Origin of the sequence: Sporosarcina sp. (assembly GCF_029257255.1) — a bacterium.
Classification (GTDB): domain Bacteria; phylum Bacillota; class Bacilli; order Bacillales_A; family Planococcaceae; genus Sporosarcina.
The window spans coordinates 19565-46321 of sequence record NZ_JARICI010000019.1; the positions used below are offsets into that span (position 1 = coordinate 19565).

25 protein-coding genes and 1 riboswitch are annotated in these 26757 nt (G+C 42.3%); of the genes, 21 read left to right on the forward strand and 4 right to left on the reverse strand.

All coding sequences use genetic code 11. The features are described 5' to 3' along the window. Window positions 1-205 precede the first annotated feature (205 nt). Together Q1J64_RS04825 and Q1J64_RS04830 are read left to right on the forward strand one after the other, a co-directional pair. Entirely contained in the window at window positions 206-715 is a 510-nt protein-coding gene (locus Q1J64_RS04825; protein WP_301107952.1) for an RNA polymerase sigma factor, read from the forward strand. Next, complete coding sequence (locus tag Q1J64_RS04830) at window positions 705-1334, forward strand: zf-HC2 domain-containing protein (RefSeq protein ID WP_301107953.1); 630 nt, start codon at window positions 705-707, stop codon at window positions 1332-1334. Before Q1J64_RS04825 ends, Q1J64_RS04830 begins: the two co-directional genes overlap by 11 nt. Window positions 1335-1676: 342 nt before the next feature. On the opposite strand, the gene Q1J64_RS04835 is transcribed toward Q1J64_RS04830, so the two are convergent. Then, entirely contained in the window at window positions 1677-2054 is a 378-nt protein-coding gene (locus tag Q1J64_RS04835) for a hypothetical protein (RefSeq protein ID WP_301107954.1), read from the reverse strand. A 180-nt stretch (window positions 2055-2234) separates the two neighbouring features. Between Q1J64_RS04835 and Q1J64_RS04840 the strand changes: the two genes are divergently transcribed. Together Q1J64_RS04840 and Q1J64_RS04845 are read left to right on the forward strand one after the other, a co-directional pair. Beyond that, window positions 2235-2603: a universal stress protein gene (locus Q1J64_RS04840; RefSeq protein ID WP_301107955.1), complete on the forward strand. Its 369-nt coding sequence runs from the start codon at window positions 2235-2237 to the stop codon at window positions 2601-2603. Window positions 2604-2712: 109 nt separating this feature from the next. After that, the gene (locus Q1J64_RS04845) at window positions 2713-4329 is read left to right on the forward strand and encodes a methyl-accepting chemotaxis protein (protein ID WP_301107956.1); all 1617 of its coding nucleotides are present in this window, start codon (window positions 2713-2715) and stop codon (window positions 4327-4329) included. 285 nt (window positions 4330-4614) lie between these two features. On the opposite strand, the gene Q1J64_RS04850 is transcribed toward Q1J64_RS04845, so the two are convergent. Next, a complete protein-coding gene (locus tag Q1J64_RS04850) occupies window positions 4615-5592 on the reverse strand; it encodes a DMT family transporter (protein WP_301107957.1) in 978 nt (325 codons plus the stop codon). Window positions 5593-5721: 129 nt separating this feature from the next. Here Q1J64_RS04850 and Q1J64_RS04855 point away from each other — a divergent pair, with 129 nt between their 5' ends. The 5 genes from Q1J64_RS04855 (at window position 5722) to Q1J64_RS04875 (ending at window position 9064) form a co-directional block, all read left to right on the forward strand. Continuing rightward, window positions 5722-6612 carry a LysR family transcriptional regulator gene (locus Q1J64_RS04855; RefSeq protein ID WP_301107958.1) on the forward strand — a complete coding sequence of 297 codons (891 nt, stop codon included), beginning with the start codon at window positions 5722-5724 and terminating at the stop codon, window positions 6610-6612. A gap of 69 nt (window positions 6613-6681) precedes the next feature. Next, a complete protein-coding gene (locus Q1J64_RS04860; RefSeq protein ID WP_301107959.1) occupies window positions 6682-7239 on the forward strand; it encodes a DUF420 domain-containing protein in 558 nt (185 codons plus the stop codon). A gap of 104 nt (window positions 7240-7343) precedes the next feature. Further along, a complete protein-coding gene (locus Q1J64_RS04865) occupies window positions 7344-8342 on the forward strand; it encodes a YcjF family protein (RefSeq protein ID WP_301107960.1) in 999 nt (332 codons plus the stop codon). 381 nt (window positions 8343-8723) lie between these two features. Continuing rightward, entirely contained in the window at window positions 8724-8873 is a 150-nt protein-coding gene (locus Q1J64_RS04870) for a hypothetical protein (protein ID WP_301107961.1), read from the forward strand. After that, complete coding sequence (locus tag Q1J64_RS04875) at window positions 8870-9064, forward strand: cysteine-rich CWC family protein (RefSeq protein ID WP_301107962.1); 195 nt, start codon at window positions 8870-8872, stop codon at window positions 9062-9064. Before Q1J64_RS04870 ends, Q1J64_RS04875 begins: the two co-directional genes overlap by 4 nt. A 36-nt stretch (window positions 9065-9100) precedes the next feature. On the opposite strand, the gene Q1J64_RS04880 is transcribed toward Q1J64_RS04875, so the two are convergent. Beyond that, window positions 9101-9601, reverse strand: coding sequence for a ferritin (locus Q1J64_RS04880; protein WP_301107963.1), 501 nt, complete (start codon window positions 9599-9601; stop codon window positions 9101-9103). 234 nt (window positions 9602-9835) lie between these two features. On the opposite strand from Q1J64_RS04880, the gene cobT reads away from it, so the two are divergent. The 10 genes from cobT (at window position 9836) to Q1J64_RS04930 (ending at window position 20497) form a co-directional block, all read left to right on the forward strand. Continuing rightward, window positions 9836-10876: a nicotinate-nucleotide--dimethylbenzimidazole phosphoribosyltransferase gene (gene cobT, locus Q1J64_RS04885; protein ID WP_483315957.1), complete on the forward strand. Its 1041-nt coding sequence runs from the start codon at window positions 9836-9838 to the stop codon at window positions 10874-10876. A gap of 182 nt (window positions 10877-11058) precedes the next feature. Continuing rightward, entirely contained in the window at window positions 11059-11970 is a 912-nt protein-coding gene (gene cyoE, locus Q1J64_RS04890) for a heme o synthase (RefSeq protein ID WP_301107965.1), read from the forward strand. Window positions 11971-12029: 59 nt separating this feature from the next. Then, complete coding sequence (locus tag Q1J64_RS04895) at window positions 12030-12896, forward strand: GNAT family N-acetyltransferase (RefSeq protein WP_301107966.1); 867 nt, start codon at window positions 12030-12032, stop codon at window positions 12894-12896. Between the two features lie 98 nt (window positions 12897-12994). Continuing rightward, window positions 12995-13151, forward strand: a riboswitch (FMN riboswitch). 131 nt (window positions 13152-13282) lie between these two features. Further along, entirely contained in the window at window positions 13283-14371 is a 1089-nt protein-coding gene (gene ribD / locus Q1J64_RS04900) for a bifunctional diaminohydroxyphosphoribosylaminopyrimidine deaminase/5-amino-6-(5-phosphoribosylamino)uracil reductase RibD (protein ID WP_301107967.1), read from the forward strand. Between the two features lie 3 nt (window positions 14372-14374). Then, window positions 14375-15019: a riboflavin synthase gene (gene ribE / locus Q1J64_RS04905; protein WP_301107968.1), complete on the forward strand. Its 645-nt coding sequence runs from the start codon at window positions 14375-14377 to the stop codon at window positions 15017-15019. A 23-nt stretch (window positions 15020-15042) separates the two neighbouring features. Beyond that, complete coding sequence (locus tag Q1J64_RS04910) at window positions 15043-16236, forward strand: bifunctional 3,4-dihydroxy-2-butanone-4-phosphate synthase/GTP cyclohydrolase II (RefSeq protein WP_301107969.1); 1194 nt, start codon at window positions 15043-15045, stop codon at window positions 16234-16236. 12 nt (window positions 16237-16248) lie between these two features. After that, entirely contained in the window at window positions 16249-16716 is a 468-nt protein-coding gene (gene ribH / locus Q1J64_RS04915; RefSeq protein WP_301107970.1) for a 6,7-dimethyl-8-ribityllumazine synthase, read from the forward strand. A gap of 152 nt (window positions 16717-16868) precedes the next feature. Further along, the gene (gene hutP, locus Q1J64_RS04920; RefSeq protein ID WP_301107971.1) at window positions 16869-17318 is read left to right on the forward strand and encodes a histidine utilization transcription antiterminator HutP; all 450 of its coding nucleotides are present in this window, start codon (window positions 16869-16871) and stop codon (window positions 17316-17318) included. 171 nt (window positions 17319-17489) lie between these two features. After that, the gene (gene hutH / locus Q1J64_RS04925) at window positions 17490-19010 is read left to right on the forward strand and encodes a histidine ammonia-lyase (RefSeq protein WP_301107972.1); all 1521 of its coding nucleotides are present in this window, start codon (window positions 17490-17492) and stop codon (window positions 19008-19010) included. A 167-nt stretch (window positions 19011-19177) separates the two neighbouring features. Then, entirely contained in the window at window positions 19178-20497 is a 1320-nt protein-coding gene (locus tag Q1J64_RS04930) for a Na+/H+ antiporter family protein (RefSeq protein ID WP_301107973.1), read from the forward strand. Window positions 20498-20538: 41 nt separating this feature from the next. Here Q1J64_RS04930 and metE read toward each other — a convergent pair whose 3' ends face one another. Beyond that, the gene (gene metE, locus Q1J64_RS04935) at window positions 20539-22833 is read right to left on the reverse strand and encodes a 5-methyltetrahydropteroyltriglutamate--homocysteine S-methyltransferase (protein WP_301107974.1); all 2295 of its coding nucleotides are present in this window, start codon (window positions 22831-22833) and stop codon (window positions 20539-20541) included. 678 nt (window positions 22834-23511) lie between these two features. Between metE and Q1J64_RS04940 the strand changes: the two genes are divergently transcribed. Both Q1J64_RS04940 and Q1J64_RS04945 read left to right on the forward strand, forming a co-directional pair. Beyond that, window positions 23512-25701, forward strand: a complete 2190-nt coding sequence (locus tag Q1J64_RS04940; protein ID WP_301107975.1) for a malate synthase G — start codon at window positions 23512-23514, stop codon at window positions 25699-25701. Between the two features lie 135 nt (window positions 25702-25836). After that, entirely contained in the window at window positions 25837-26376 is a 540-nt protein-coding gene (locus Q1J64_RS04945) for a hydrolase (protein ID WP_301107976.1), read from the forward strand. Window positions 26377-26757 lie beyond the last annotated feature (381 nt).

A 26757-nucleotide genomic window follows, 5' to 3' on the forward strand; every position in this document is an offset into this window, starting at 1 on the left:
TCAGTTATCGTGCGCGTTTGTGGTAGATGTACTGTGTCTGTAACGGGTCAAATTGAAAAAGATAGTAAGCTTAATTCCTTGCTAAAATTGTAGGGAATTAAGCTTTTTTACTTTCCCCAAAAAAGTTTATCATTTCTTGTAACGAATGTGGTTTTCATTCTATATATATGTATGCCAGTTAGCATCAGAGGGAAGGAGGAATTGGGTGGAGGATTTAAGCGAAGTTTATAAATCCTATGCAAATGAAGTAAAAGCTTTCCTTCTTTGTTTAACATCAAATGTGGATTTAGCAGAAGAATTGACGCAAGAAACATTTTATCAAGCTGTAAAATCTATCGAACGTTATAATGGCGAGTGCAAAATATCAGTTTGGTTATGTCAAATTGCGAAGCATTCCTACTATGATCATTTAAAACGGGAGAAGTATAGGAATTATTCAAGCCTTGAACAATTAGCACAAACTGGTATAGACTTTCATTCCAATGAAGATTTACCAGATGTAGCTATGATAAAACAGGATATACAACAGACAATTCATCTGGAGATTCAAAAGTTAAAGGAACCTCATCGAGAAATTTTTTTACTTCGAACAAAGCTGGATTTAAGTTTCAAGGAAATTGGAGTTATCTTCAATAAAAATGAAAATTGGGCAAGAGTTACATATTATCGTGCAAAATGCACTTTAGCAGAAAGGATGAATTTGAATGAAATGTAATATTATACAGGATTTATTACCTTCTTATATTGATGGTGTTTGTAGTAAAGAAACGGCTTCTGAGGTAGAAACTCATATCAAGGATTGTGTCCAATGCAACAAAACGATGCAAATGATGCAACAGCCGACACAATACATTGTCGAACCAAATGTTGAAGAGGCGAAAGAACCTTTTAAACGAATCAATAAAAAGCGACGTATCCAAGTCATTGCTGCTTCGCTGTTGACATTTCTAATTATGATAATCAGTTATCAGGTCGTTCAAAATGTAGGGGTTGTTAACCAATTCTTTTTCCCAATGGCCCACGGAATAGTAAATATAACTGACGATGGTGAAGAATGGAAGAGCCTGAATTTTAATGAAGAAAATTATCTAATATATGATCGTGTTTTCTGGAAAAAGTCTATTGTAAATAGTGGAAGTGAAAGTATTGATAGTGGAAGTGAAATGGAAAGTGATATCCTTATTAGAGTGAAAGATATCAATGGTAAAGTAGTAGTCGATGATATTCAAGTGAAGTCTGGAAAAAGTGTTAAATTGGATGGCTTAAAGAAAAACGAAAAGTATTTTTTTGAAATTAAAGCACCACAAGGAAGATATTTTATTAATGCGATATGATAAAATAAAGACCAAGATAGTTGTGTGAATTCTTAAGAGGTATTATGTTTATTGCATAAATGAGGGCATTTATTGAATTCATATGTGACACAATTGAGCAAAAAAATTTTGACATTGTACTCAAGAGAGGGATGGATTCTTGGTCAATAAAAAAACTTCAAAATTATATAAATGGCGAGAAAAGTATAGAGCATTTATAACTGCATCGGTTTGTCTATATTGCCTGATAATCACTTTTAATAGACCCCCAATTCATATGCGAATTAGGGGTCTAGTTTGTTCTTTAAATCGTATTTTATACCCGTGAATCGAAGGGGTTACAAGTCATGTCTGAGCACTTATTTACTCTTTAATTTGGCCCTCGTAGAGTAGGTTGTCATCTTTCAGGTCGATGATTTTTACATATTGATCATGCTTGATGAAGATACTTTTATATACCTTTTCACCGCTTTGATTCTCAAAAAGGATAATTCGTTTACCAGGATTGTCAGTCTCTACGCGAGATGTAAGCTCGCCTACAGGTATATGCTTTTTCAAAACATCATTTTCTTCTTCAAGAGTCATTTCACTGTTTACAGGTGCAATTGTATCTGATTCTGCAGTATCTTCCTCAGGCTCAATCGTATCTATAGAAATTTCGTCTTCATCTTTTGCTTCTTCGTCGTTTCCGCATGCAGCTAAAAATAATGCAAGCATTGGTAGTAGCCATAGTTTCTTCATGTCATAACACTCCTAATTCAGTTTGAAAATAGCTCATTACACAGCGTAAAAGAATCCGACTAACAAATCAATTCCTCTGCACTGTATAGTATTGGAAGAATAGGGATATTGATGTACAATTAAACTGGCTACTTAATTAGCTATCTAATGTTGTTTAAATAAAGTTTGGGGGGAATTTATATGAAGATTGTTGTACCGTTAGACGGCTCCAATGCCGGATTCAAAGTAGTCCACCATGCAATAGAATTGGCGAAGTTATTTGATGATGAAGTTGTGTTGTTGAATATTCAACCTTCTCTAAAGGAACTTGGTCTGCCGACGATAAAAAAGGGCGGCATGATGCTGCAGGGAGAATATGAGAAATACTCTGCGAAAGTTCGGATCGGCATTCCGGCGATGGAAATTATCGCAGAATCCAATGATCCTGAAATCCGCTATATTGCCATGGCAATCGGTAAAGGAAAACAAGAAGCAATTGGGAGTGTCAGTAAGCAAGTCCTTCACTTAGCGAAATGTCCAGTGATTCTCATACCCGAACATGCTGAGTAACAGTACATTCTCTGAAAAATACTCTTACTATTCAAAATTCTTATTACTTTTATCTCACTGTGTGGCATAGTCAATATATAGTAGATAGGCACTGGACGGGGGAACGTGAATGGAAAAACTTTTGAAAAAACCATCGGCAAGAAGAGCGCTGAGTAAAGTGCAGGACGTCACAAAGCGCATTCAGCCTTTAATTACTAACGAACACTCCTTTCATTCGAATTATCAGCAGTTGCACAAGCTGTTGGACGATGAACTACAAGAGGATGAATACTTTGTCATCGTCGATGAAACAGGAAAAAGCTATATCCACACGAATCGTCTGTGGGAAGGAACCCAATTTTCCGATCCAGCTGGACTAAAAGCCGCCAACACGAGAGAGCCTTTGCTGCAAATATACGATCGGCAATCAGGCGAGCGTCTAATTGATGCCTCCGCACCAATTACTCAAGTCAATGGAATGCGTTATAATCTGCGGCTTGGCCGGATTGTACATCAAAAATATATACTTTACGGAATGACTGCATCGATTCTGTTGCCAGCCTTCGCAATGGCGTTCATTGCATATATTTTTGATCTAACCTTCAGTCAGGGAGCGACATTTTCTGCTGCTTCACTCATCATTTCTACCATCATGACGGTTTCACTCTATAAAATTGTCATGAGGGGCATCCGTTCGTGGCGCAGGGTGACAAGAAAGATATCAGCGGGGGATCTTACTGCAGAAGTAACAGAACGTTCTCGATCCGAGTTCAACCAAATTGGATTTGAAATCAATAAAATGGTTATTGGAACAAAGAATATTGTGCAAGAGCTCGATCAGTCATCTAGTATTGTGGACCGAATCAGCGAGGATCAGGCTTCTGAAGCTAAGCGTATATCCGGTGTTTTTACCGCATATGGCGACACGATGCAAAATTTCCAAAGTGGAACAGAGCAGCAACTTTCATCGCTTCAATCTGCAAACGCTATGGTACAGACGATGATGCAGGGGATTCGCGAGATGGAGTCGCGTGTACAGCAAACCCTTTCTAAATCTGAAGAGGCATCTACTGCTGCAGAAGAAGGCAGTCAGGCAATTGAAGAATCTGAACAGAAAATGCAGCAGATTAATGAAGCAGTTCAAATGTCTTCACAGAAAATCATGCAAGTGGCGGATGATATTAATCAAGTCATCCAAAAAGTATCATTGATCACGAAAATTGCGGAGCAAACCAATTTATTGGCATTAAACGCCTCGATAGAAGCAGCAAGAGCAGGTGAAGCGGGCAGCGGTTTTTCAGTCGTTGCCAATGAAGTTCGAAAGCTTGCGGAAGAGACGAATGATTTTGCGAACGACGTCGTACGTACATTAGAGAAGACAAATAATGAAGTGAAAATCGCAGTACAGCAAGTAGAGTCGAATACCGAAACGATTCAAGAAGGTGTAGAAATCGTACAAGTAGCTGGACAGTCGATCCATCAAATGAACGACGCAGTCATCGAAACAAAATCCGCTGTCAGTAGCAACAGCAGACACGCAGAAGAACTAATTAAAGACGGTGAACAGATTGAAAAAATCATTGAACAAATTACCTCCATCTCCGAGCAATTCACGGAAAGCGTAACAGAAACCGTTGCAGGAATGGACGAGCAGATCGAAGGCATTCAGCAGTTGGCAAGCGATGCAGTTCGGCTTACGGACCAGGCCGCTGCGCTAAATCGCATTGTCCACCGCTTTACGTTTTAAAAATTTAGTCTTTTAGCCGTATTTTGTTATTGACTTGACGATATATTTTTCATATAACACCAGACGTAAAGGTAGGTTAATATGAATACCACATTCTTTGTATATAGTGGGCCCTCCGGAAAGCGTACCGTCTGCACCGAGAGCCGTAACGAACAACGACTTTTGCTCTAAATCCCCACCTACTTACTAAGTGCACTGTCAAGTACATGTTTTGGTGGTGATCCAAAATTGAATAGAATAAAGCAGGTATGCGCAACCCTTAGCGGTTACGCATACCTGCTTATTTTATGCCGTCGCAGTCGGCTGTGCAGAGGGGTTCTTGTATTGTTTCGCTTCATCCTTACGTTTTTGCTGAATACGCAAAAATATATTATTGCCTAGAAGTGAAGCGATGATGAAGACCGTCCCGATATAATCAAACATAGTCAGTTGATAACCCTGTATAAATGAAATGACCAATGTCGTCACAGGTACGAAATTGATGAACAGCAAGCCGTTCAATGGAGATAAGATCCGCACGCCGACGTTCCAGCCGAGCAATGCAATGATACCCGGGAATATAATCATAAACAGCATATGCGGTGTGACTGTCTGCAAAACCGCAACAGTCGGTATCGAGATATAGCCTGTCAGTGTGACGAAAAACACCACGACACAAGCAGTCGCCGTACCAAGCAGACAACTCAGAGTGGAATAACGCAGAGCGGACCAGCCGCTGAAATGGTTTCCGCCCATTGTGTAGATGACCCAGCCGATTACTGCCAAAAAGATCAGCAGGGAAGGTACGATATCATCAGTTGCAGTCAAGAACGAACGCAAATCGCCTTTCGTAATGACCAGCATGACCCCGATAAATGCCGTGAATACACAAGCCAGCGTGAAACCATGGGGCTTATGTCGGCTAATGACCCAGACGATGACAATGGAGATCATCGGCATCATTGCTTCAGAAATAGACGCGACCATAATTCCTGGCTCTCCCATCAAGTCCTGTCCCCAGAATATGAAAAGGTTATAGACAACGAATGCCATTGTCCCGAAGAACCAAAGGGAAAGACCTCGCTTTTCCATTCGAAACGCCTGTTTACCTTCCTTCCACCATAACAAGATGACTAGTAAAACGGTTACCGATACATAGCGGATCAAGGTAAAATAAAATGGATCAATGGCATGAAATGCGCTATTGGCAACAGGGAACATCGCACCCCAGGACGCTGCGGCGATGAAGCATAAAAATGCCCCCCATACAATTCTGTTTTTCATTGGATCGGACCTCCTTGAAGTACTTACTCTAGTAAACTAAAAATTTGCCATCATGTAAAACGAATAATAATGATGAATACTATCATTATTTTTGATACCATAGAGATAACAGAGAAAAGAGGGAGTAAATTGGAGTTTAAAGACTTGGAGATATTCCAGATGGTTGCAGAAAAAGGGACGATTACGGAAGCGGCAAAAGAGCTCCGTTATGTCCAGTCAAATATCACATCCAGAATTCAGAAGCTAGAAAACGAACTGAAAACACCCTTATTCAACCGGCATAATCGGGGGATGATTCTGACGCCGGAAGGGAAGCGGCTGCTTGTTTACAGTGAGAAAATTCTTTCGCTGACGAATGAAATGAGGAAAGTCGTGCAAAACGATAAAGAGCCTTCAGGGAAACTGGAGATCGGCTCTGTCGAAACGGTGATTAAACTGCCTGTGATCCTGTCCAGATACAATAAAAAATACAAACAAGTGGATCTATCTTTATTGACGGGCGTGACGGAACAGCTGCAATACAAAGTACTCCATCATCAATTGGACGGTGCTTTTATTTCGGCTGGCACTGCGCATCCCGATCTTGCAGTGCATGATGTGCTGGAAGAGGAACTTGTTCTCATATCCGATAAACCGTTCCAATCAATTGAACACATCAAAGATGAACCAATTCTGTGCTTCAGTAAAGGTTGCGGATACCGCGCCAGACTGGAGCTGTGGCTTGCTGATGAACAGTTCACTCCGACAAAAATGATGGAATTCGGTACACTTGAAACAATTCTGGGAAGTGTGGCGGCAGGACTGGGTGTGACATTTGTGCCCAAATCCACCGTTGCGCACTTAGTGGAACAGGGGTTGGTGCATACCTATCATTTACCGCCGGAATACAGCCGCATTAAAACCGTATTTGTCCGACGCTCTGATTCCTATTTGACGCCTACCATTCAAAAATTCATTCAAATCATTGAAGAGTTTCATGAGGAAACATCCAATCAAGTTCAAAATTCGACACAAAATTAACGTCGAATGCAGGTTATATATGCTAACATGAAGGGTAGTTTATAAATATAGAATTAGGAGTGTCTATAGATGAATAGCAACAATCACACAGCGAATACCGGCTCGTTCAAAAAACGTAATTACAAACCGGCAATAATTATTATTTCGGTTATCCTTATCGGCGCGATCGGCGTGCTGGCGGGAATGCCGGGAGTTGAAAATTTCACAGCTTTTGATATTACGATTCTGCCTTTACTGAATGCCATCTTCAATAGCTTTACTTTTATTTTTCTGGTCTGCGCATTGGTCGCAATTCTAAAAAAGAATATCACTGTGCATAAGCGTTTTATTTATGCCGCATTCTGCACGACAGCACTGTTTCTTGTAACGTATGTTTCGTATCACTTTTTATCCGAATCTACTCCTTTTGGCGGCAGCGGATTCATGGCAGGTTTCTATTACTTCATCCTAATCACGCATATTATCTTGGCTGCAGCCATTGTGCCCCTTGCTCTGACAAGTGTTGCAAGAGCTTGGAACATGGAGAATGAGCGTCACCGCAAAATCGCACGCTGGACGATGCCGATTTGGCTGTATGTTAGTCTGACCGGTGTACTTGTGTATATACTGATTTCGCCTTATTATTAAGAGAATCAAAATAGAAAAGCATCAGTCAACCGTAGTTCTTGACTGATGCTTTTTTTATAACAAGGAAATTCGAATATTACAACAAAACGAATGGATGTGTTCTTATGAAAGGCAATCATTTTATGTCTGATGACTCATTTGATAAGATTTTTCAGCAAGAAACAGATGAAATTAATAAGCAGTTAAAACAAGAAATTCTTGTCGCGATGATCGGTGACGTTAATGCAGGAAAATCTTCTACACTGAACCGATTGATGCAAAAAGGTGTGGCAGAAGTAGGCGCGCAGCCTGGGGAAACGAAAGAAGTGAAGAAGTATTATTACAGAGAGAACATTCTGTTTGTAGATACTCCCGGACTCGATGATATTTATCAAGAACATTCACAAGAGACGCTAAAATTTTATAATGAAGCGGATGTCATTTTATTCTTTCTGAACGCGGCGGGTACGGTACTGTCAGATGCTGAACTGAAATCGTTGAATAAAATCGCGACACGTAATAAAAAAATCATTATTGTTCTTAATAAAATTGATGCTGCGGATGACATTCCAAGTTTAGTGAACTATATACTGGAGCATACTGGGTTTGCCTATCCTGTCATCCCGATTTCATCTAAGACAGGTGAGCATATGGAACATCTTCAGAAAGAGATTCTGCAGCAGCTGAAAGAAACTAATAAAGACTTATTACTGGCAGCCAATATGGCGGACAAGTCATCCATCGCTAAACGTTGGATTTTATCAGCCGGTGCTTCTGCGGCAGCAATAGGTGCAGTACCGATACCCGGTGCAGATTTTGTTCCGCTCACTACACTGCAGGTCGGTCTAATGCTGAAACTGTCAACACTGTACGGCAAACCGATTACGAAGGATCATGCAAAAGAATTGATCATCGCAACCGTTGTCGGCAATATCGGGAAAACTGCTTTTCGTCAGATCGTCAAAGTGGTTCCAGGCGCAGGTATGGTAGTTGCAGCGAGCGTTGCAGGTTCGATGACCGTCGCACTTGGATATGCGGTGAAATATATGTATGAAAATGATATGGAACTGAATCCAGCAACATTAAAAAAGGTGTATAAGACATTCTTGAAAAAAGGCTCTTAATCATAATCTGTTCTTGGCTTTACGGAGCACTTTTATAACACGCTAGCTGTAGGGATACTACAATGTGAATACCATATTCTGTATACATAGTAGGTAGGATTGGAGTGGAAGGCAATCTAAGTACGCCGGCTGGTGTCTTAATTTCTGTAAAGTGCACAGAAATACGACAAAGCGAACCCTACGCTGTTCGCTTGGCAACGGTTGCATGACTCACTTCGTGTGTGCTCACGGCTAAAACACTCCAGAAAGCGTACCGTCTGCAACGAGAGCCGTAACGAAGAACGGCTTTTGCTCTAATCCCCACCTGCTTACTAATTGCACTTTCAAGTACATGTTTTGGTGATGAGCCTGAAAAAAGAAAAGTAAAGAGGGGCTGACTGTATGGAGTGGTTTAATTATGCAACATTTGTCGTAGCGTTATTGGCGGGATTGTATTCGATGGAAAGCATGAAACGCAATAAAGAATTGGAAGAACGAGTGGAAAAGCTGGAGAAGCAGCAGACAGCTGAACTCGATAAGCACAGGTTATGAGCAAAGCGGATGTCTGTCCCATCTGCCAAGGGGACAACCATTGCGGCAACGGACTGCCAAAAGAAAATAGGGCGTGCTGGTGTACCGCTAAAACATTTCCTGAAGAAGTTTTCCAACGTATTCCAACAGAAGAGTTGTATAAATATTGTATTTGTCAGCGCTGTCTGGAAAAAATTATAGCTGAAAAATAGGCAAGCAAAGGAATTTAACCTTCGCTTGCCTATTTATTATTCAGCTTGAAAAGAACGCTGAGCCAACTCTTTTTCGTAGATAAACAATGCATTTTTATCTTCACGAATACGTTTCAAATATTCAATATGTGTATCGAATGTCGATTCTTCTTCCACTTGTTCGTCCAAGAACCAGTTCAGGAATGAAATCGTTGCATGTTCTTTTTCTTCCCATGCCATATCCATAATTGAATAAAATGATCTAGTTACTTCTTTTTCCTGTTGCAATGCTACTTCGAACGTATGAACTAAATTATCAAACGCTGTCGCAGGTGCCGGTGTTTCCGTAATGATGGCACGAATCCCGCGGTCATTCAAATAGTTATAGATTTTCATGGCGTGGAAACGCTCTTCTTCCACCTGCTGAAGAAAGAAGTGGGCAAAACCACTATAATTTTGATACTCACAATAAGACGCCATAGATAAATACGTTTGTGCTGCAGCAAATTCATTGTTCATCTGGTGATTCAATGCTTGTGCTAATTTTTCGCTGATCATGTGCATCGACTCCTCTTCTCTGTTGGGATTCTATACCCTTATTGAAAGACAGCAAATCATATGTATTCGCTTATACTCTAATTATACATGGTGAAAGCCGTTATTTACTAGAGAATTGTGTCGAAATTTCTCATGGGGTGTCTGGAAGATGTCCTTCTTTCAGATCCAAGTGATATACTGTACAGATAGATCAAAACTTGGTTTAAACACTATAAAATGAAAGAAGGAATAGAGTTGGATGCATACATAATACCCGCACTTGATCAGCACGCAGGCGAAAAATGTGAAAACTATATAGATACACTGACGAAACCAGTAGGCAGCTTAGGGAAGTTAGAAGAAATTGCTATACAGATTGCAGAAATGCAAGGACAGGCTATGCCGCGTCTTGAAAAGTTGGGGATTTTGGTATTTGCTGCAGATCATGGGATTACAGAGGAAGGCATATCTGCCTTTCCACAAGAAGTGACGCGCCAGATGGTTACTAATATGGCACAAGGCGGAGCGGCGATCAATGTGTTCGGCAGGCAGCAGCAGGCAGAATTTTCATTAGTTGACGTGGGCGTGATGGGTGAGAAATTCGAAGTCCCGGTGAAGAATCGTAAAATACGGCAGGGTACCCGAAATTTTGCTAATGAAGAAGCGATGACTGCAGAAGAAGTTAAACGTGCTGTGAAAACAGGTTATGAAGAAGCAATCCTGTTATTTGACAAGGGCGTAGACTGTTTGGCTGTTGGAGAAGTCGGTATAGGAAATACCACGACGAGCAGCGCAGTAGTAGCCGCGGTGACTGGTTTAGACCCGACAGAGCTTGTAGGGTACGGAACAGGAATTTCTTCCGAACAGCACCTTCACAAGATTAAGGTTGTAAAGAACGCATTAGCATTTCATCAGACAGACTCAAAAGACGGCTATGATATTTTGCGAAAAGTCGGCGGTTTGGAACTGGCAGCTATGGCAGGCGCTATGCTCGCAGCAGCGTCAAACCGCATACCTATTATTCTCGATGGTTTTATTTCGACGGCAGCAGCGTGCGTGGCTGAACGGCTTGGCAAAGGGACAGTCAACTATATGCTGCTAGGTCATCAATCGATGGAACCAGGTCATCAAAGAGCATATGAGTATCTAGGCAAGGAGCCGATCATGTCACTAAATATGCGTCTCGGAGAAGGTACTGGCGCAGCGGTTGCGTTTGCAGTGATCCAGTCAGCTATGCGAATGATCAATGAAATGGCTACTTTTGAGAGTGCAGGAGTTTCAGGTAAGAATGAATAAAAAACAGGGAGGGGTATCTAAACATTCCCCTTTCTTTTTCGTGTGGACAAAGATTTGTAACACTTTGTAAAAAATATCGTGTTTTTTTGTTTTTGCTTTTAAGAAAATGATATAGTTATGAATATAGATTGTTAAGCTAATTATTGATTGTGAAACATAAGCAGAAAAGGAGAACGGATCTCATGACGAAAGAAGTCCATATTGAACCGGCTAGAACACATAGCCGCTCGACGTCTGCCTTCTTCTCAGATATTAAATCGTTGATAAAAGGACCTGTCCTGATCGCGAATGTGTTACCTGTATTCGCTGGTTTTTGGCTGGCTTTACATTTTTCAGGCATGACACTCGCAGGGAATTGGAGTGTATTCTGGCTGACGATGATTGGCAGCACGTTCTTGATGGCAGGTGCGCTGGTGATGAATAACTGGTACGATTCAGACATCGACACCTTTATGGAAAGAACGCAGCAACGTCCAACAGTTACCGGGAATTTTAAACTGAAAACGGTATTGAATATTGGCTTGATATTATCTGGGATTGGTATGTTATTGTTGTTATTTACTACTCTTGAAGCAGCACTTTATGCATTTATTGGTTGGTTTACGTATGTGATACCCTATACAATGTGGTCTAAACGCAAGTATACATTAAATACGGTAATCGGAAGTATATCAGGCGCTGTAACCCCTTTGATCGGCTGGGCTGCTATTATGTCCGCCAACCATATTGTGCCGATTGTCCTGTTCGCTATTTTATTTATTTGGCAAATGCCTCATACATTCGCGATCGCGATGAAAAAATATGATGATTATAAAGCAGCACATGTTGCGATGCTTCCTGTCGTTAAAGGCTTTGACTTCACTAAGCGGCAAATGTTGAATTATGTATTGTGCCTGCTGCCGCTGCCATTTTTACTGCCGATGTTCGGCACGACTTTCCTTGTGGTCGCCACATTGATGAATCTGGGCTATATCGGCGCCAGTATTTACGGATTTTATGCAAAAGATAATCATAAATGGGCAAACGTTATGTTCTTATATTCTGTAAACTATATGACACTGCTGTTTGCAATGATGATTTTGCTGACATTTTAAACTGAAAGACTTCTCTTCACTAAAGGTGAAAGAGGTCTTTTTTTTATGATAAAATGAGGGTGGACTATTTTATAATTTTACTTGAACGACTGGAAGGTGAGCAGATGAAAGAAGCGATTCGAATTAGAAGAGTGACGGCGATTGATGAAATTCACGCTGTACAGAAATTGGAAAAACAAATCTGGAATATGGAACCAATTCCAGTTCATCAAACAATTACAGCTGTAAAGAATGGCGGTCTAATTGTAGGAGCTTTCGCAGGCGAGCGGATGATTGGGTATTCCTACAGTTTTCCGGGGTTTTCGGAAGGACAGTCTTATTTATGCTCACATATGCTCGCTGTCGACCATGAATTTCAATCAATGGGAATCGGCAGACTGTTGAAAGAAGAGCAGCTGCGTCTTGCGCGTGAAATGGGCTATGAACTGATCGTCTGGACATTTGATCCGCTTGAAAGCCGCAATGCTTATTTAAATACTGCTAAATTATATGGTGTCAGTTATGAATATATTGTGAATTGCTACGGAGAGTTGGAGGATGGATTGAATAAGGGATTACCAACTGACCGTTTTCAACTGGCTTGGTGGATTAACAGTCCACGGGTGAAAGAGCAATGGCAGCCATCAGGTATAGATTACATATGCCCGTTTCAGATTGCTTTGGCTAATCATCAACATCCCGTTTTGCAGCGGACTGAAGGAAAGGACTGGCTAACTTCAGATGCGATTGAAGTCCCTGTACCCAAACATATACAGCGCATAAAAGTGGATAACCCGGAGCTTGCGCTGGATTGGCGAATGAAAACAAGAGAACTTTTCCAGCAGTTATGTAATGAGGGATACGCATTGATCAATGTACGAAGAACGGAAGAAACCGTGCAGTACTATCAATTTTTCAGACTGTCGGAAGTTCCACTGTCCGAATGAAATGTTATACAATAGATATCTGGGTATTTTTAACTGAATAATTATTCAGTTATTGTCTTTTACTGATCGAGTGTGCTAGACTCGTAGGTAATCGAATAAGTTTCCTTCGGGGCAGGGTGGAAGTCCCTACCGACGGTGATGAGCCTACGAGCTCTAAGTCCGTGACCCGGATGCTATTATGAATTTAATTAGCAGAAGGTGGATTTGGTGAAACTCCAAAGCCGACAGTTAAAGTCTGGATGAGAGAAGGAACAATGCGTTTTTTAAATGAATCATTTATAACGCTTATTTTGTCATGGTTACAAGCCCCGCATTTTTATTCTGCGGGGCTTTTTGTGTTGTTATGTCACGTTACAGAGGAATACAGCAAGTTGGAGTGTGTTGCAGTGAATCAAGACTATATGGAAATGGCGCTGAAGCTTGCAGAAAATGTTGCAGGTCAGACGTCTCCTAATCCGCCAGTCGGTGCTGTTTTAGTGAAAGACGGCCGAATTATCGGAATGGGTGCACATATGCAGGCGGGTGAAAGTCATGCCGAGCGTGTCGCGCTGGATATGGCAGGCATAAAGGCGAAAGGCGCTGATTTGTATGTCACGCTGGAGCCTTGTTCGCATACCGGCAAAACTTCTCCGTGTGCAAACGCGGTGATTGAAGCCGGAGTAACACGTGTATTTGTCGCGATTTCAGATCCCAATCCGCTCGTTGCAGGCCGCGGGATTGAACGTCTTCGCGCGGCCGGTATAGAGGTGCAGGAAGAATTATGCACTGATCAGGCGCGGAAATTATACGAACCATTTTTTCATTTTATTCGAACAAAAACACCTCATGTGACAATGAAAACAGCAATGACTATTGACGGTAAGATTGCAACATCAACAGGTGACAGTAAATGGGTGACGAGTGAGCAGGCCAGACTCGATGTCCATCTGCTTCGTCATACTCAAGATGCGATTTTAGTAGGCGTTCAAACTCTTCTTCATGATAACCCTCTTCTCACCACCAGACTGCCCCAAGGTGGAAAATCTCCTATTCGAGTTATTTTAGATAGCCGGCTACGAACGCCGGAAAACAGTCAAGTGATTCAAAACAGTGAAGCACCCACTTGGATTTTTTGCGCAAATGACGCAGAGTCTAAACGGGAAGAATTGCTTTCAAAACCTCATGTTCAGATCATTCGTATGCCGAAATCTCAACTGATAATCAATGAAATCCTTTTGGAACTTGGATCTCGTGGCATTATGACGCTATTCGTAGAAGGTGGAGCAACGGTCAATTCTTCATTCGTTACAGCACGTGCTGTTCAGAAAGTAATATGCTATATGGCACCTAAATTGCTGGGTGGGAAAGAATCACTGACGCCGGTAAGTGGTATGAATCCGCATTTTATGAATGAAGCAGTAGAGCTCACTTTTGAAAGTGTAGAAATGATCGGTCCTGATATCAAAATAACAGCAAGACCGAAAGAGAGGGATTGAGCATTGTTTACAGGAATTATTGAAGAAATCGGTTCAGTAAAGAGTGTACAGCCAGGCGCTAAATCGATGATGCTAACGATTAGCGCTTCCACAGTGCTGACTGATGTTCATCTGGGAGACAGTATCGCAGTAAACGGAGTGTGTCTGACAGTTACGGAGTTTACAGATAAACAGTTTTCGGCTGATGTCATGCCTGAAACTGTATTCTCTACATCGCTACGTCAGCTGACTGCCGGAAGCAAAGTGAATTTGGAACGTGCACTCGCAGCAAACGGTAGATTCGGCGGTCATTTTGTTACTGGGCATGTAGACGGAATAGCTGTAATCCGGGAAAAACGGATTGTCGATAATGCACTATATATCAGACTGTCATTACCGGAAAACTTCGGATCATATTTACTGCAGAAAGGCTCAATTGCGTTAGACGGCACATCACTGACGATCTTTGATGTCAATCAAACAGACATAACGATTTCGCTCATTCCACATTCACAGGAAATGACAGTGCTTGCGAAGAAGCAAATCGGTGAAACCGTTAATTTCGAATGTGATATGCTCGCGAAATATGTGGAAAATATGCTGAATCGACGGGAAGGTAACAAAGAAACGATATCAGAAGATTATCTACGACAGCACGGATTCATGTAAGTAGATGTGAGAGGAGAAATAATATGTTCCATACAATTGAAGAGGCACTCGAAGATTTAAAGCAGGGCAAAGTTGTCATTGTGGTAGATGATGAAGACCGTGAGAATGAAGGAGATTTCGTCGCATTGGCTGATCAGGTTACGCCTGAAATCATTAATTTCATGGCGACGAAGGGACGCGGTTTGATCTGTGTGCCGATTATGGAGGAGAAAGCGCAGCAGCTTGGGTTGCAGATGATGACAGATCATAATACCGACTCACACGGCACCGCTTTTACAATCAGTGTCGACCACAGCTCAACACATACAGGCATCAGCGCATTTGAACGTGCCGATACGATTGTCAAGATGATGGAGCCTGCCGCAACAGCGGGTGACTTTAAACGGCCAGGCCATATCTTTCCTTTAGTTGCAAAATCCGGAGGTGTGCTGGAACGCACAGGGCATACAGAAGCGGCAGTAGATCTGGCAAGGCTTGCCGGAAGTTCATCGGCAGGCGTCATATGCGAAATTATGAATGATGACGGCACGATGGCGCGTGTTCCTGAATTGCGTCAGATGGCAGAAGAGCTCGATGTAAAATTAATCACTATTCAGGACTTGATTCATTACCGTCTGCAGCAGGAACAATTGGTTGTCAGAGAAGCAGAAATCAAGCTGCCCACTGATTTCGGTGAATTCCGGATGATCGGCTACACAGAATCACTTTCCGGAAAAGAGCACGTAGCTCTGGTCAAAGGCGATGTTACAACGGACGAACCTGTACTGGTGCGCGTTCATTCAGAATGTTTGACGGGAGATGTATTCGGTTCTTGCCGTTGTGATTGTGGACCTCAATTGCATGCTGCCTTGGCGCAGATTGAGCAGCAAGGTCGCGGCGTACTGCTGTATATGCGTCAGGAAGGCAGAGGGATCGGCCTGATCAACAAACTCAAGGCATACGAACTGCAGGAGCAGGGCTACGACACAGTAGAAGCCAATGAAAAGCTGGGCTTCGCAGCAGACTTGCGCGATTATGGAATCGGTGCACAGATTCTGCGAGAACTCGGCATCAGACAAATGCGTCTGTTGACTAATAACCCAAAGAAAATAGCGGGTTTGAAAGGCTATGAACTGGAAGTGGTTGAACGGGTGCCGATTCAACTGCCAATGAAAACAGAAAACGAAAAATACTTACAAACAAAAGCAGAAAAGCTCGGACATTTATTAACAATCTAAGGAGAGAATACAATGGGGAAATTATTTGAAGGACATTTAACAGGTACAGGATTAAAAGTGGGAATTGTCGTAGGGCGGTTCAATGAATTTATTACAGGGAAATTGCTTTCAGCAGCACAAGATGCATTCAAGAGACATGGCGTAGACGAAGCAGATGTAGACATCGCGTGGGTACCGGGCGCATTTGAAATCCCGTTCATTGCGAAAAAAATGGCAGATTCAAAAAAATACGATGCAGTGATTACGCTAGGTACCGTTATTCGCGGAGCGACACCTCATTTTGACTATGTCTGCAATGAGGCAGCCAAAGGAGTATCGCAGGCAGGACTGCAGTCAGGAGTCCCTGTCATCTTCGGTGTATTGACGACAGATACGATTGAGCAGTCTATCGAACGCGCAGGTACAAAAGCGGGTAACAAAGGCTGGGATGCAGCGGTTTCGGCAATTGAGATGGCAAACCTTTCACGTCAGTTTGAATGATTGTGTGATTCAGCAGCTGTTGAATCATTATTACAAAGAAAGCGCTTTATTTATTTTCTAACTTGTATTGACCAACTGTATTTCATCTGCAATAATAGAGTCAGTCATTAGTGAAAATTAGATGTGAGTACATCTGAAGAAGTAGGTACAACATGAAAAAGCTTGATACAAGGATCGGACGTCAGGCGGTCTTGTATTCGTTCTCTGAGAGTGAATCAGAAGATCAAAAGATTGAGAACGAACTGCAGCAGCTGGGATGGCGTTTCGGTAAAGGTAAAGTAGGGTCGATGGAGTTTCAAAAAATTGTGGCGGCCATCGAAACACTGGCGAAACGGCAAGGAATAGTAGACCAAGATGTCTATCGTGAAATGCACTCGCTGTATCACGCCATCATTGAAGCCATGCACGGAGTAACGCGCGGCCAGGTGGAATTAGGCGGCATGCTGCGTACTGCAGGTCTTCGTTTTGCGATTGTCCGGGGTACACCTTTCGAACATGAAGCAGAAGGCGAATGGATTGCCGTAGCAGTTTACGGGACAATCGGAGCACCGGTTCGGGGCTTTGAACACGAGGCAATTGGTTTAGGAATTAATCACATGTAAATAAGAAATAAGCCTATAGTTATTTAGACAATAAGGAGGCTATATTGACACGCGCGGTACCCTTTTAGGGATCCGTCTGTCAATATAGCCTCTTTTTGCATGTCCAAAAAGGCTTCTTACTTCATGAAACGTATGACAACAAGAACAAATGACAACGAGGAGGAAATGTAAATGATCGAATTAACTGGACGTACACTAACAATTGAAGAAGCAAGAGAAGTATTGGTAAACGGAGTGCAGGTAAAGGCTTCAGAAGAAAGTATGAAGGCTGTTCAGAAAAGTCGCGAGGCAGTAGAGAAGATTGTAGAAGAAGGTAAAGTTGTTTACGGAATCACAACAGGATTCGGTAAATTCAGTGACGTGCTCATCGAACCCGAGAATACAGAAGCGCTTCAATTAAATTTGATTCATTCACATGCATGCGGAATTGGCGAACCGTTTCCTGAAATGGTTTCCCGCGGTATGACATTACTGCGTGCAAATGCTCTTTTAAAAGGATTCTCAGGAATTCGTCCGGTAGTAATCGAACGTTTGCTGGATCTTGTCAATGCTAACATTCATGCGGTCATTCCACAGCAAGGTTCATTAGGAGCAAGCGGTGACTTGGCTCCTCTGTCACATTTGGCACTTGTCCTCATGGGGGAAGGAGAGGTATTCTATAAGGGTGAGCGTATGGAATCAATGAAAGCAATGAGTCGGGAAGGTATTGAACCCGTTACATTGAAGGCGAAAGAAGGCCTTGCGCTGATTAACGGAACTCAGGCGATGACAGCAATGGGTCTAGTTAATTACATCGAGTCGGAACAGCTTGCTTATCAAACGGAAGCAATCTCTACGATGACATTGGAAAGCTTGCTTGGGATCGTCGATGCATTTGATGCGGATGTTCACGAAGCACGCGGTTACCGCCAGCAGATAGAAGTGGCAGAGCGTATGCGCCGTATGTTCATAGGCAGCCAGTTGACAACAAGACAAGGGGAGCTGCGTGTGCAGGATGCCTATTCACTACGTTGTATCCCTCAGGTTCACGGAGCGTCTTGGCAGGTTCTTGATTACGTGAAAGAAAAGCTCGAAATTGAAATGAACGCAGCAACTGATAACCCGCTAATTTTTGATGAAGGTGAAAAAGTTATTTCAGGTGGTAACTTCCACGGTCAGCCAATCGCATTTGCTATGGACTTCTTGAAGGTTGCAATGGCAGAGTTTGCGAATATTTCAGAGCGCCGTGTTGAGCGTCTTGTTAATCCGCAGCTGAACGATCTGCCGCCATTCTTGAGCCCTGAACCAGGTCTACAGTCCGGCGCAATGATCATGCAATATGCAGCAGCATCATTAGTTTCAGAGAATAAAACGCTGGCTCACCCGGCAAGTGTTGACTCGATTCCGTCTTCAGCTAACCAGGAAGACCACGTCAGCATGGGGACGATTGGTTCCCGTCATGCGTATCAAATCATTCAGAATGCACGCAGAGTGCTGGCGATTGAATTGATTTGTGCTATGCAGGCTGCAGAATACAGAGGGACTGAAAAGCTAGCTGACTTCACGAAGAAATTTTATGAAGAAGCTCGCACAGTCGTCCCAAGCATCAAAAAGGACCGCATTTTCTCTAAGGACATTGAAGCGGCTGCTGCATGGTTGCTTGAAATGGACTGGAAGGCATTTGCGGATAAGTCTTTGCCAACTCAAGTGTAATGCAACTGAAATAACCGATATTGTATACAAGATTGATTTTTCCAGTGTGAAACGCCGGGCGGGATTTTCCTGCCTGGCGACATCTGGATATTATTCGCAAGCCGTTGTAAGCCCTTGTTTTCAAGGTTGTTTATAGTTATAGGAATTGAGACACGGGGGATGAGAACATGTTATTTAATACAGTAGTAATTTCTGTCATTGTCATGGCGGTATTGAGTTTATTTCGGGTAAACGTAATTTTCGCGATTTTGGCAGCGGCTGGTGTGGCGGGACTTATGGAAGGCCTTTCTTTAACTGAAGCTACCACTATGCTGGTTTCTGGTATGGGAGGACAGGCAAATACTGCCCTAAGCTATATTCTATTAGGGATGTTTGCCGTGATGATCGGCATGTCGGGAATAGCGGGATTTTTAGTGAAAAATTTAGTGAAGATATTACGAGGGAAACGAGCGATATTGTTATTAACGATTGCTGGAGTCGCTTGTTTCTCACAAAACTTAGTACCGATACACATTGCATTTATTCCAATTTTAATTCCACCTATGCTACATTTATTCGATACCATGAAGATTGATCGCCGTGGTATTGCAACAGCGCTTACTTTTGGCCTGAAAACACCGTATATTATGATTCCTGCAGGATTTGGATTGATCTTTAAAGGAATTATTGTTGATGAAATGGCAGCAAGCGGTATGAATATTACCCTTTCAGAAGCCAACTTGGCCATGCTGATCCCAGGCTGCGGAATGATTGTCGGTCTGCTGGTTGCTGTTTTCATTACATATCGCAAACCTCGTGATTATGCTGATGAGGAAGCAGAGAAAATTAATATTCTGAGAGAAGAAGAAGCGGAAAACATGGAGTTGAAATTTAACATCCGCCACGGATTTACGATCGTTTCAATTATCGCCGCACTGGCAGTCCAGCTGATAACTGATTCCTTGATACTTGGGGCGCTTGCTGGAATCTTCTTGATGTTTGTCTTAACTGTCATCCCGTTCAAAGATGGAGAAAAAGTCGTAAATGACGGAATTGCCATGATGGGTATGATTGCTTTTGTTATGCTGATTGCTTCAGGGTTTGCGACTGTTCTGAAAGAAACGGGGGCAGTAGATAGTCTTGTCGAATCAGCAACAGGTATATTAGGAGACAATAAAATGCTGATCGCTCTCATTATGCTTCTAGTAGGTCTCTTGATTACAATGGGAATTGGATCTTCATTCGGTACCATTCCAATTATTGCAGCATTATTTGTTCCAATCTGTATGGCAGTCGGATTCTCGCCTCTCGCAACAGCTGCTTTAATCGGTACAGCAGGCGCACTTGGAGATGCGGGTTCACCAGCTTCAGACAGTACACTCGGGCCAACATCGGGTCTCAATGCAGATGGCAAGCATCATCACATTTGGGATACCTGTGTGCCGACATTCCTGCATTTCAACATTCCATTGATTATTTTTGGCGTTATGGCAGCAATGATTTTATAAAATGAAAAGAGCAGACCCGTCGAAATGGGTCTGCTCTTTACTCATTTTCCTGCCGTAACACCTAAACGTTGACGTGCTTGTTCTGTTGCTTTCACCATATGTTCTAAAGCTGCGATTGTTTCTTCGCGCTTTCTTGTCTTTAAGCCGCAGTCCGGATTAATCCAGAACTGTGAAGGATCCAAAACTTCCAATCCTTTAGTAATGATTTCCGTCATTTCTTCTACCGCCGGCACGCGCGGGCTGTGGATATCATACACGCCGAGACCGATCCCTTTGTCATAATGATACTCATTGAATGACTCGACCAGATCGCCATGACTTCGTGACGTCTCAATAGAAATTACGTCTGCATCCAGCGCACTGATGGCATCGATAAAGTGATTGAAGTCGCAATAGCACATATGCGTATGGATCTGCGTCGTATCTTCTACGGAAGCTGTCGCAACACGGAATGCGTTCACTGCCCAATTCAAGTAATGATCCCATTCGGATTTCTTTAAAGGTAATCCTTCCCGAAGCGCAGGCTCATCTACTTGGATCATATGGATGCCGGCAGCTTCAAGCGATTCGATCTCTTTGCGCAGTGCCAGTGCAATTTGATTCGTGACTTCTTCTCTTGACAGATCATCCCGTACGAAAGACCAGTTCAGTATCGTGACAGGTCCAGTCAGCATGCCTTTTACTTCGTGATCCGTCAGCGACTTTGCATAAACGGATTCCTCGACAGTCATTGGCTTCGTGAATGCAACATCTCCAAAGATGATAGGGGGCTTGACGCAGCGTGATCCGTAAGACTGAACCCACGCCTTTTCAGTGAAGACAAAGCCATCCAATTTCTCTCCGAAATATTCAACCATGTCTGTCCGTTCGAATTCACCGTGTACCAAAACGTCCAGTCCCAAATCTTCCTGAATCGTAATCCACTCGCTGATTTCTGCATTGACAAAATCTTTGTACTGCTGATCTGTAATATCACCTTTGCGCCATTCCGAGCGCGTTTTACGGACTTCAGGTGTTTGAGGGAAACTTCCAATTGTAGTGGTAGGCAGTAAAGGCAATTGGAATTTTTCCTGCTGCTTTACTTTACGCTCTGCAAATGGGAGATTTCGTTTACTGTCGGATAAAACACTGCCAGACGATGCATCGCGTACATCCTGACGTTTGCGTGCAGGCAATTCATTGAAAGAAGCCAATGCTTTTTCACTGTCGGCAAAGTCTGCGGCTGCGTAATCTTTACCTTCTAGCACTGCTGTGCGCAAAGCACTTATTTCCTTGATTTTTTCATCTGCAAACGCAAATGCATTTGTGATGACAGAGTCCAGTTTCTGTTCAGAACGGATTGTCACAGGTACATGCAAAAGACTGCTTGACGGCTGAATCCATAATTTTTCTGCCTTCACATGCTGCTGAATCGTTTCCAATAGTAAGAGCTTGGCATCCAAATCAGAACGCCAGATGTTACGGCCGTCAACAATACCCGCACCCAAGGCTTTATCTCTCGGGAATCCGTGAGTTTTCAAGTTTTGAAGGTTCTGTTCGTTGTCATGTACGAAATCTAGCCCGATTCCTGCAACGGGCAGAGCTACTGTTGCTTCGTAGTGTTCAACAGAGTCGAAATACGTCTGCAATAAAATATTAAGGCTTCCGATATTTTTTGTCAGCTGGGAATAGATTTCTGTTACAGCTTTCATTTCATCTGCAGTAATGGATGTACATAGAATAGGCTCGTCAATCTGCACCCACTGCACACCTTCCTCCTGCAATTCATGAAGTATTTGCTGATAAAGGGGGATTAGCTGCAGAATGATCGCCGGAACGTCTTTATCTTCGTATCCTTTAGATAATTTAAGCAATGTATAAGGACCAAGTAGGACAGGTTTCCCTTCAATGCCCAGTTCTTTCTTTGCTTCACGGTAGGCAGTCAAAGGTTTGTTTTCCGTCAGCTGAAAACGCTGGCCTTCATATTCCGGTACGATATAGTGATAGTTCGTATTAAACCATTTTGTCATTTCAGATGCAACAGCGTTTTCATTTCCGCGTGCCATGGAGAAATAGTGAGCAGTGGAAACTTTTCCACCTTTCCATTGATAGCGGGAAGGGATGATTCCAAACATTGCAGAAGTATCAAGAACTCGGTCGTATAGTGTGAAATCACCTACTGGAATTTGTTCCACTCCAGCTACTTGCTGCTTTTTTAAGTTATCTAACCGGATTTGTTTCGTTGTCTGAAGAAGTTCCTCTTCAGAAATCTTTTCTGACCAAAAGGCTTCAAGAGCCCGTTTCCATTCACGATTTTCTCCGATAACGGGATAACCCAGTATACTGCTTTTTACCATTTTTCTATTCCCCCTTAATTTTGCCAATAAAAAAAGCATCTCTAACGAAGAATGTTAGAGATGCGCGTATGTGTAAATATGCATGCATAAATAAAGCATGCAATACAGTTTGCGTGTGTCTAACACCTCCCTATTCACCGTAGGATTAAGCGTTATGAAAACAGGTAGGTATCTGGCTGGACGCAAAAGCGTCTTCACAGTGGCGGGACCGCTCCAAAGAAAAGGATTCCCTTTTAAGAAATGAAAGCCGTAAGTCATTCTTCATTTCACCTATTTTCAAACTATTCAATTCAGATGATTGTCTCTAAAACTATCATAAGCTTTTTAAGGTGTCAACACGAGTTTGCTCACTAAACGGAAAATTTATTGATTTGTCAGACCATTAAATAATGTTTGGAAGGTCAAATGTCAAACTGTTATATAACTGTTGGCAAGTCTTAGAATGATATCTGAATTAGATGGTGTGCAAATTTTCGCAATTCAGTTGAAAGTTTTCTAGACTTTAGGTATGATAAGTACTAACACGACTTCAAATTAGGACATTAATCGTCATTTATGAGACGGAATCTTGATTATTGGCTGTGGGGGCACCTATGATCAATGAATGAATAATCGTGTTCACCGCTACATGTTATACAACAGAGTGGCGCAAAAAATCTTAAGGGGTGGCTATATTCTATGACGAAATATGAAAAAGTCGGTAAATTGCAAGTTGCAAACGAGCTGTATGACTTCGTTAATGAGGAAGTTCTGCCGGGCTTAGAAATCCAAAAAGATCAGTTTTGGGTAGACTTAGACTCGCTGATTCATGAACTAGCTCCGGAAAACAAAGCACTGTTGAAGAAACGCCTTGATTTACAAAAGTCCATCAGTGAATGGCATCAAACAAATAACGGAAAAATAGATTCAAAACAATATAAAGATTTCCTGAAAGAAATCGGCTATTTGGAGCCTGTTGTGGAAGATTTCCAAGTAACCACTTCAAATGTAGATGAGGAAATAGCAGTTCAGGCCGGCTCCCAGCTGGTAGTTCCTGTTGACAATGCACGCTATGCATTGAATGCGGCGAATGCTAGATGGGGAAGTCTGTATGATGCACTATACGGAACAGATGTAATAAGTGATGAAAACGGTGCAGAAGCTGGTGTACAATACAACCCGGTCCGCGGACAGAAAGTCATTGATTTCGCGAAAAATCTGCTTGATCAGGCAGTTCCTCTGGCAGAGGGTTCTCATGCAGAGGCGACAGCATATGCAGTTGCTGACGGCAAGCTGGAAGTGACATTGCAGAACGGCAATCAAACAACGTTGAAAAATGCTGCCCAATTTGCAGGCTATAATGGGGTAGAAAATGCTCCGTCTGCTGTCTTGTTGACAAATAACGGACTGCATATCGAAATTGCGATCGACCGAAATCACCCGATTGGGAAAGATGATCCAGCCGGCGTAAAAGATTTGATTATGGAAGCAGCGCTTTCTACATTAATGGACTGCGAAGATTCAATTGCTGCAGTAGATGCAGAAGATAAAGTCGGCGTTTACCGCAACTGGCTGGGTCTTATGAAAGGCGATCTGGAAGTGTCATTTCAGCGTGGCAGCAAAACGGTTACAAGAAGAATGAATCCCGACCGTACGTATAAAACAACGGATGGCAAAGAACTTTCATTGCATGGCCGTTCATTAATGTTCGTTCGTAACGTAGGTCACTTGATGACAAACAACGCAATCCTTGATGAAAATGGCAATGAAGTACCAGAAGGAATCTTGGATGGTGTCATTACTTCATTGATCGCAACGCATAACTTGAAGCAAGACACAGAATTCAAAAACTCGCGTCACGGTTCAATCTATATCGTAAAACCGAAAATGCATAGTCCGGAAGAGGCGGCATTTGCAAATAAACTTTTCGACCGTATTGAAGATGTGCTGAAATTAGAGCGTAATACATTGAAAATCGGTCTAATGGATGAAGAGCGCAGAATGTCATTAAACTTAAAAAATGCAATTAATGAAGTGAAAGAGCGAATTGCCTTCATTAATACTGGATTCCTTGACCGTACGGGAGACGAAATTCATACTTCAATGGAAGCAGGACCTGTTATTCGTAAAAATGATATGAAAGCTTCAAAATGGCTTGCTTCATATGAATCTTCCAACGTTGCAGTCGGAATCAAAGCTGGCCTACCTGGACATGCGCAGATTGGTAAAGGAATGTGGGCAATGCCTGATATGATGGCTGCGATGCTTGAACAGAAAATTGCACATCCGAAAGCTGGCGCAAGCACAGCATGGGTTCCTTCACCGACAGCAGCTACACTTCACGCATTGCATTATCATGATGTAAATGTGAAAGAAGTACAAGCAAATGTGGACAGTTCGATTGATTATCAAGACGGTATTCTTGAGATTCCACTGGCTCCGAGTTCTGATTGGCCGGCTGAAGAAATTCAATCTGAATTGGATAACAACGCGCAAGGAATTCTTGGCTATGTGGTTCGCTGGATCGATCAGGGTGTTGGATGTTCAAAGGTTCCGGATATCAATGATGTTGGTTTAATGGAAGACCGTGCAACATTGCGTATTTCGAGCCAGCATATCGCCAACTGGCTGCGTCACGGTATCTGTACAAAAGAACAGGTGCAAGAAACAATGGAGCGTATGGCCAAAGTGGTGGATGAGCAAAATGCTGGAGATGAATTATATCAGCCAATGGCTCCAAACTACAACGACTCTGTTGCATTCCAGGCAGCTTGTGATTTGGTATTCAAAGGTGCTGAACAGCCAAGCGGCTATACAGAACCCATCTTGCATGCCCGCCGTATTGAAGCAAAAGAAAAAGCGAAACAAAAAGCAACAGTACAAAACTGATACCATAACGCCGCGGAAAGTCAGACGACTTTCTGTGGCGTTTTTTATGGTCATATCTGTGATCTTTTCATTTTTTCTAATAAATCTGTAAATATGGTATACTATCGGCGATGATAGTAAAAGGGGGACGTAAATATGTTGCAAAAAGATCAAACCGTTTTTGTGCTAGTCGACGTGCAGGGGAAACTGGCGCAAATAGTAAATAACAGCGGGAGACTTCACGATAATCTGGAAAAATTGATAAAAGGATTACAAGTACTCGATATTCCAATCCTCTGGCTAGAACAGTATCCAGACGGCCTTGGCCCGACTACAGAGTCTTTATCCGCTTTGCTGAAAGGACAAGAACCAATAGCGAAAATGACTTTCAGTGCAGCTGGCAATATAGAATTCATGAAACAGCTAGAAGACACGGGCCGCAAACAAGTATTGATCGCCGGAATCGAAACACATATTTGTGTTTATATGACAACTGCAGACTTGTTGGAACAAGGCTATGAAGTGGAAGTCGTTGAGGATGCGGTTACTTCAAGAACCGAAGAAAATAAACGGATCGGCCTTGAGAAAATGAAGAATCTCGGTGCTGCAGTCACTTGTGTCGAAACGGCACTCTACGAACTGATTGGCGAAGCGGGAACAGATGAATTCAAGAAAGTGCTGAAGATTATAAAGTAAATAAAATAAATAAAAACGAACGGCTTCTTCTACTCTCCCGTTAAGTTGAGTGGTGAAACTCTGAGATCAAGCGAATTATCAACGAATTAGAATATCAAATAGCATTGAATTTTTCATTGCTATTTGATATTCAAAAAAGATTTATGTAATAATTTTAGGTTTAATATAGAAAAAGTAGTTTAGGTTTGCAGTTCAATAAATGATCCAGATTGACGTCACCCATCGATTAATTTCTATTGTTTATATAAATTAAACGATTCGACTTTACCATCCCATTTAACAGTTACTTTAACCATTTCTACTTTAGAAAATAAGTTAATATTACCTCCCTTACCTGTACTTTTCTGGGTTCCTTTTTCGCCAATAGGGGAATCAGTTCCA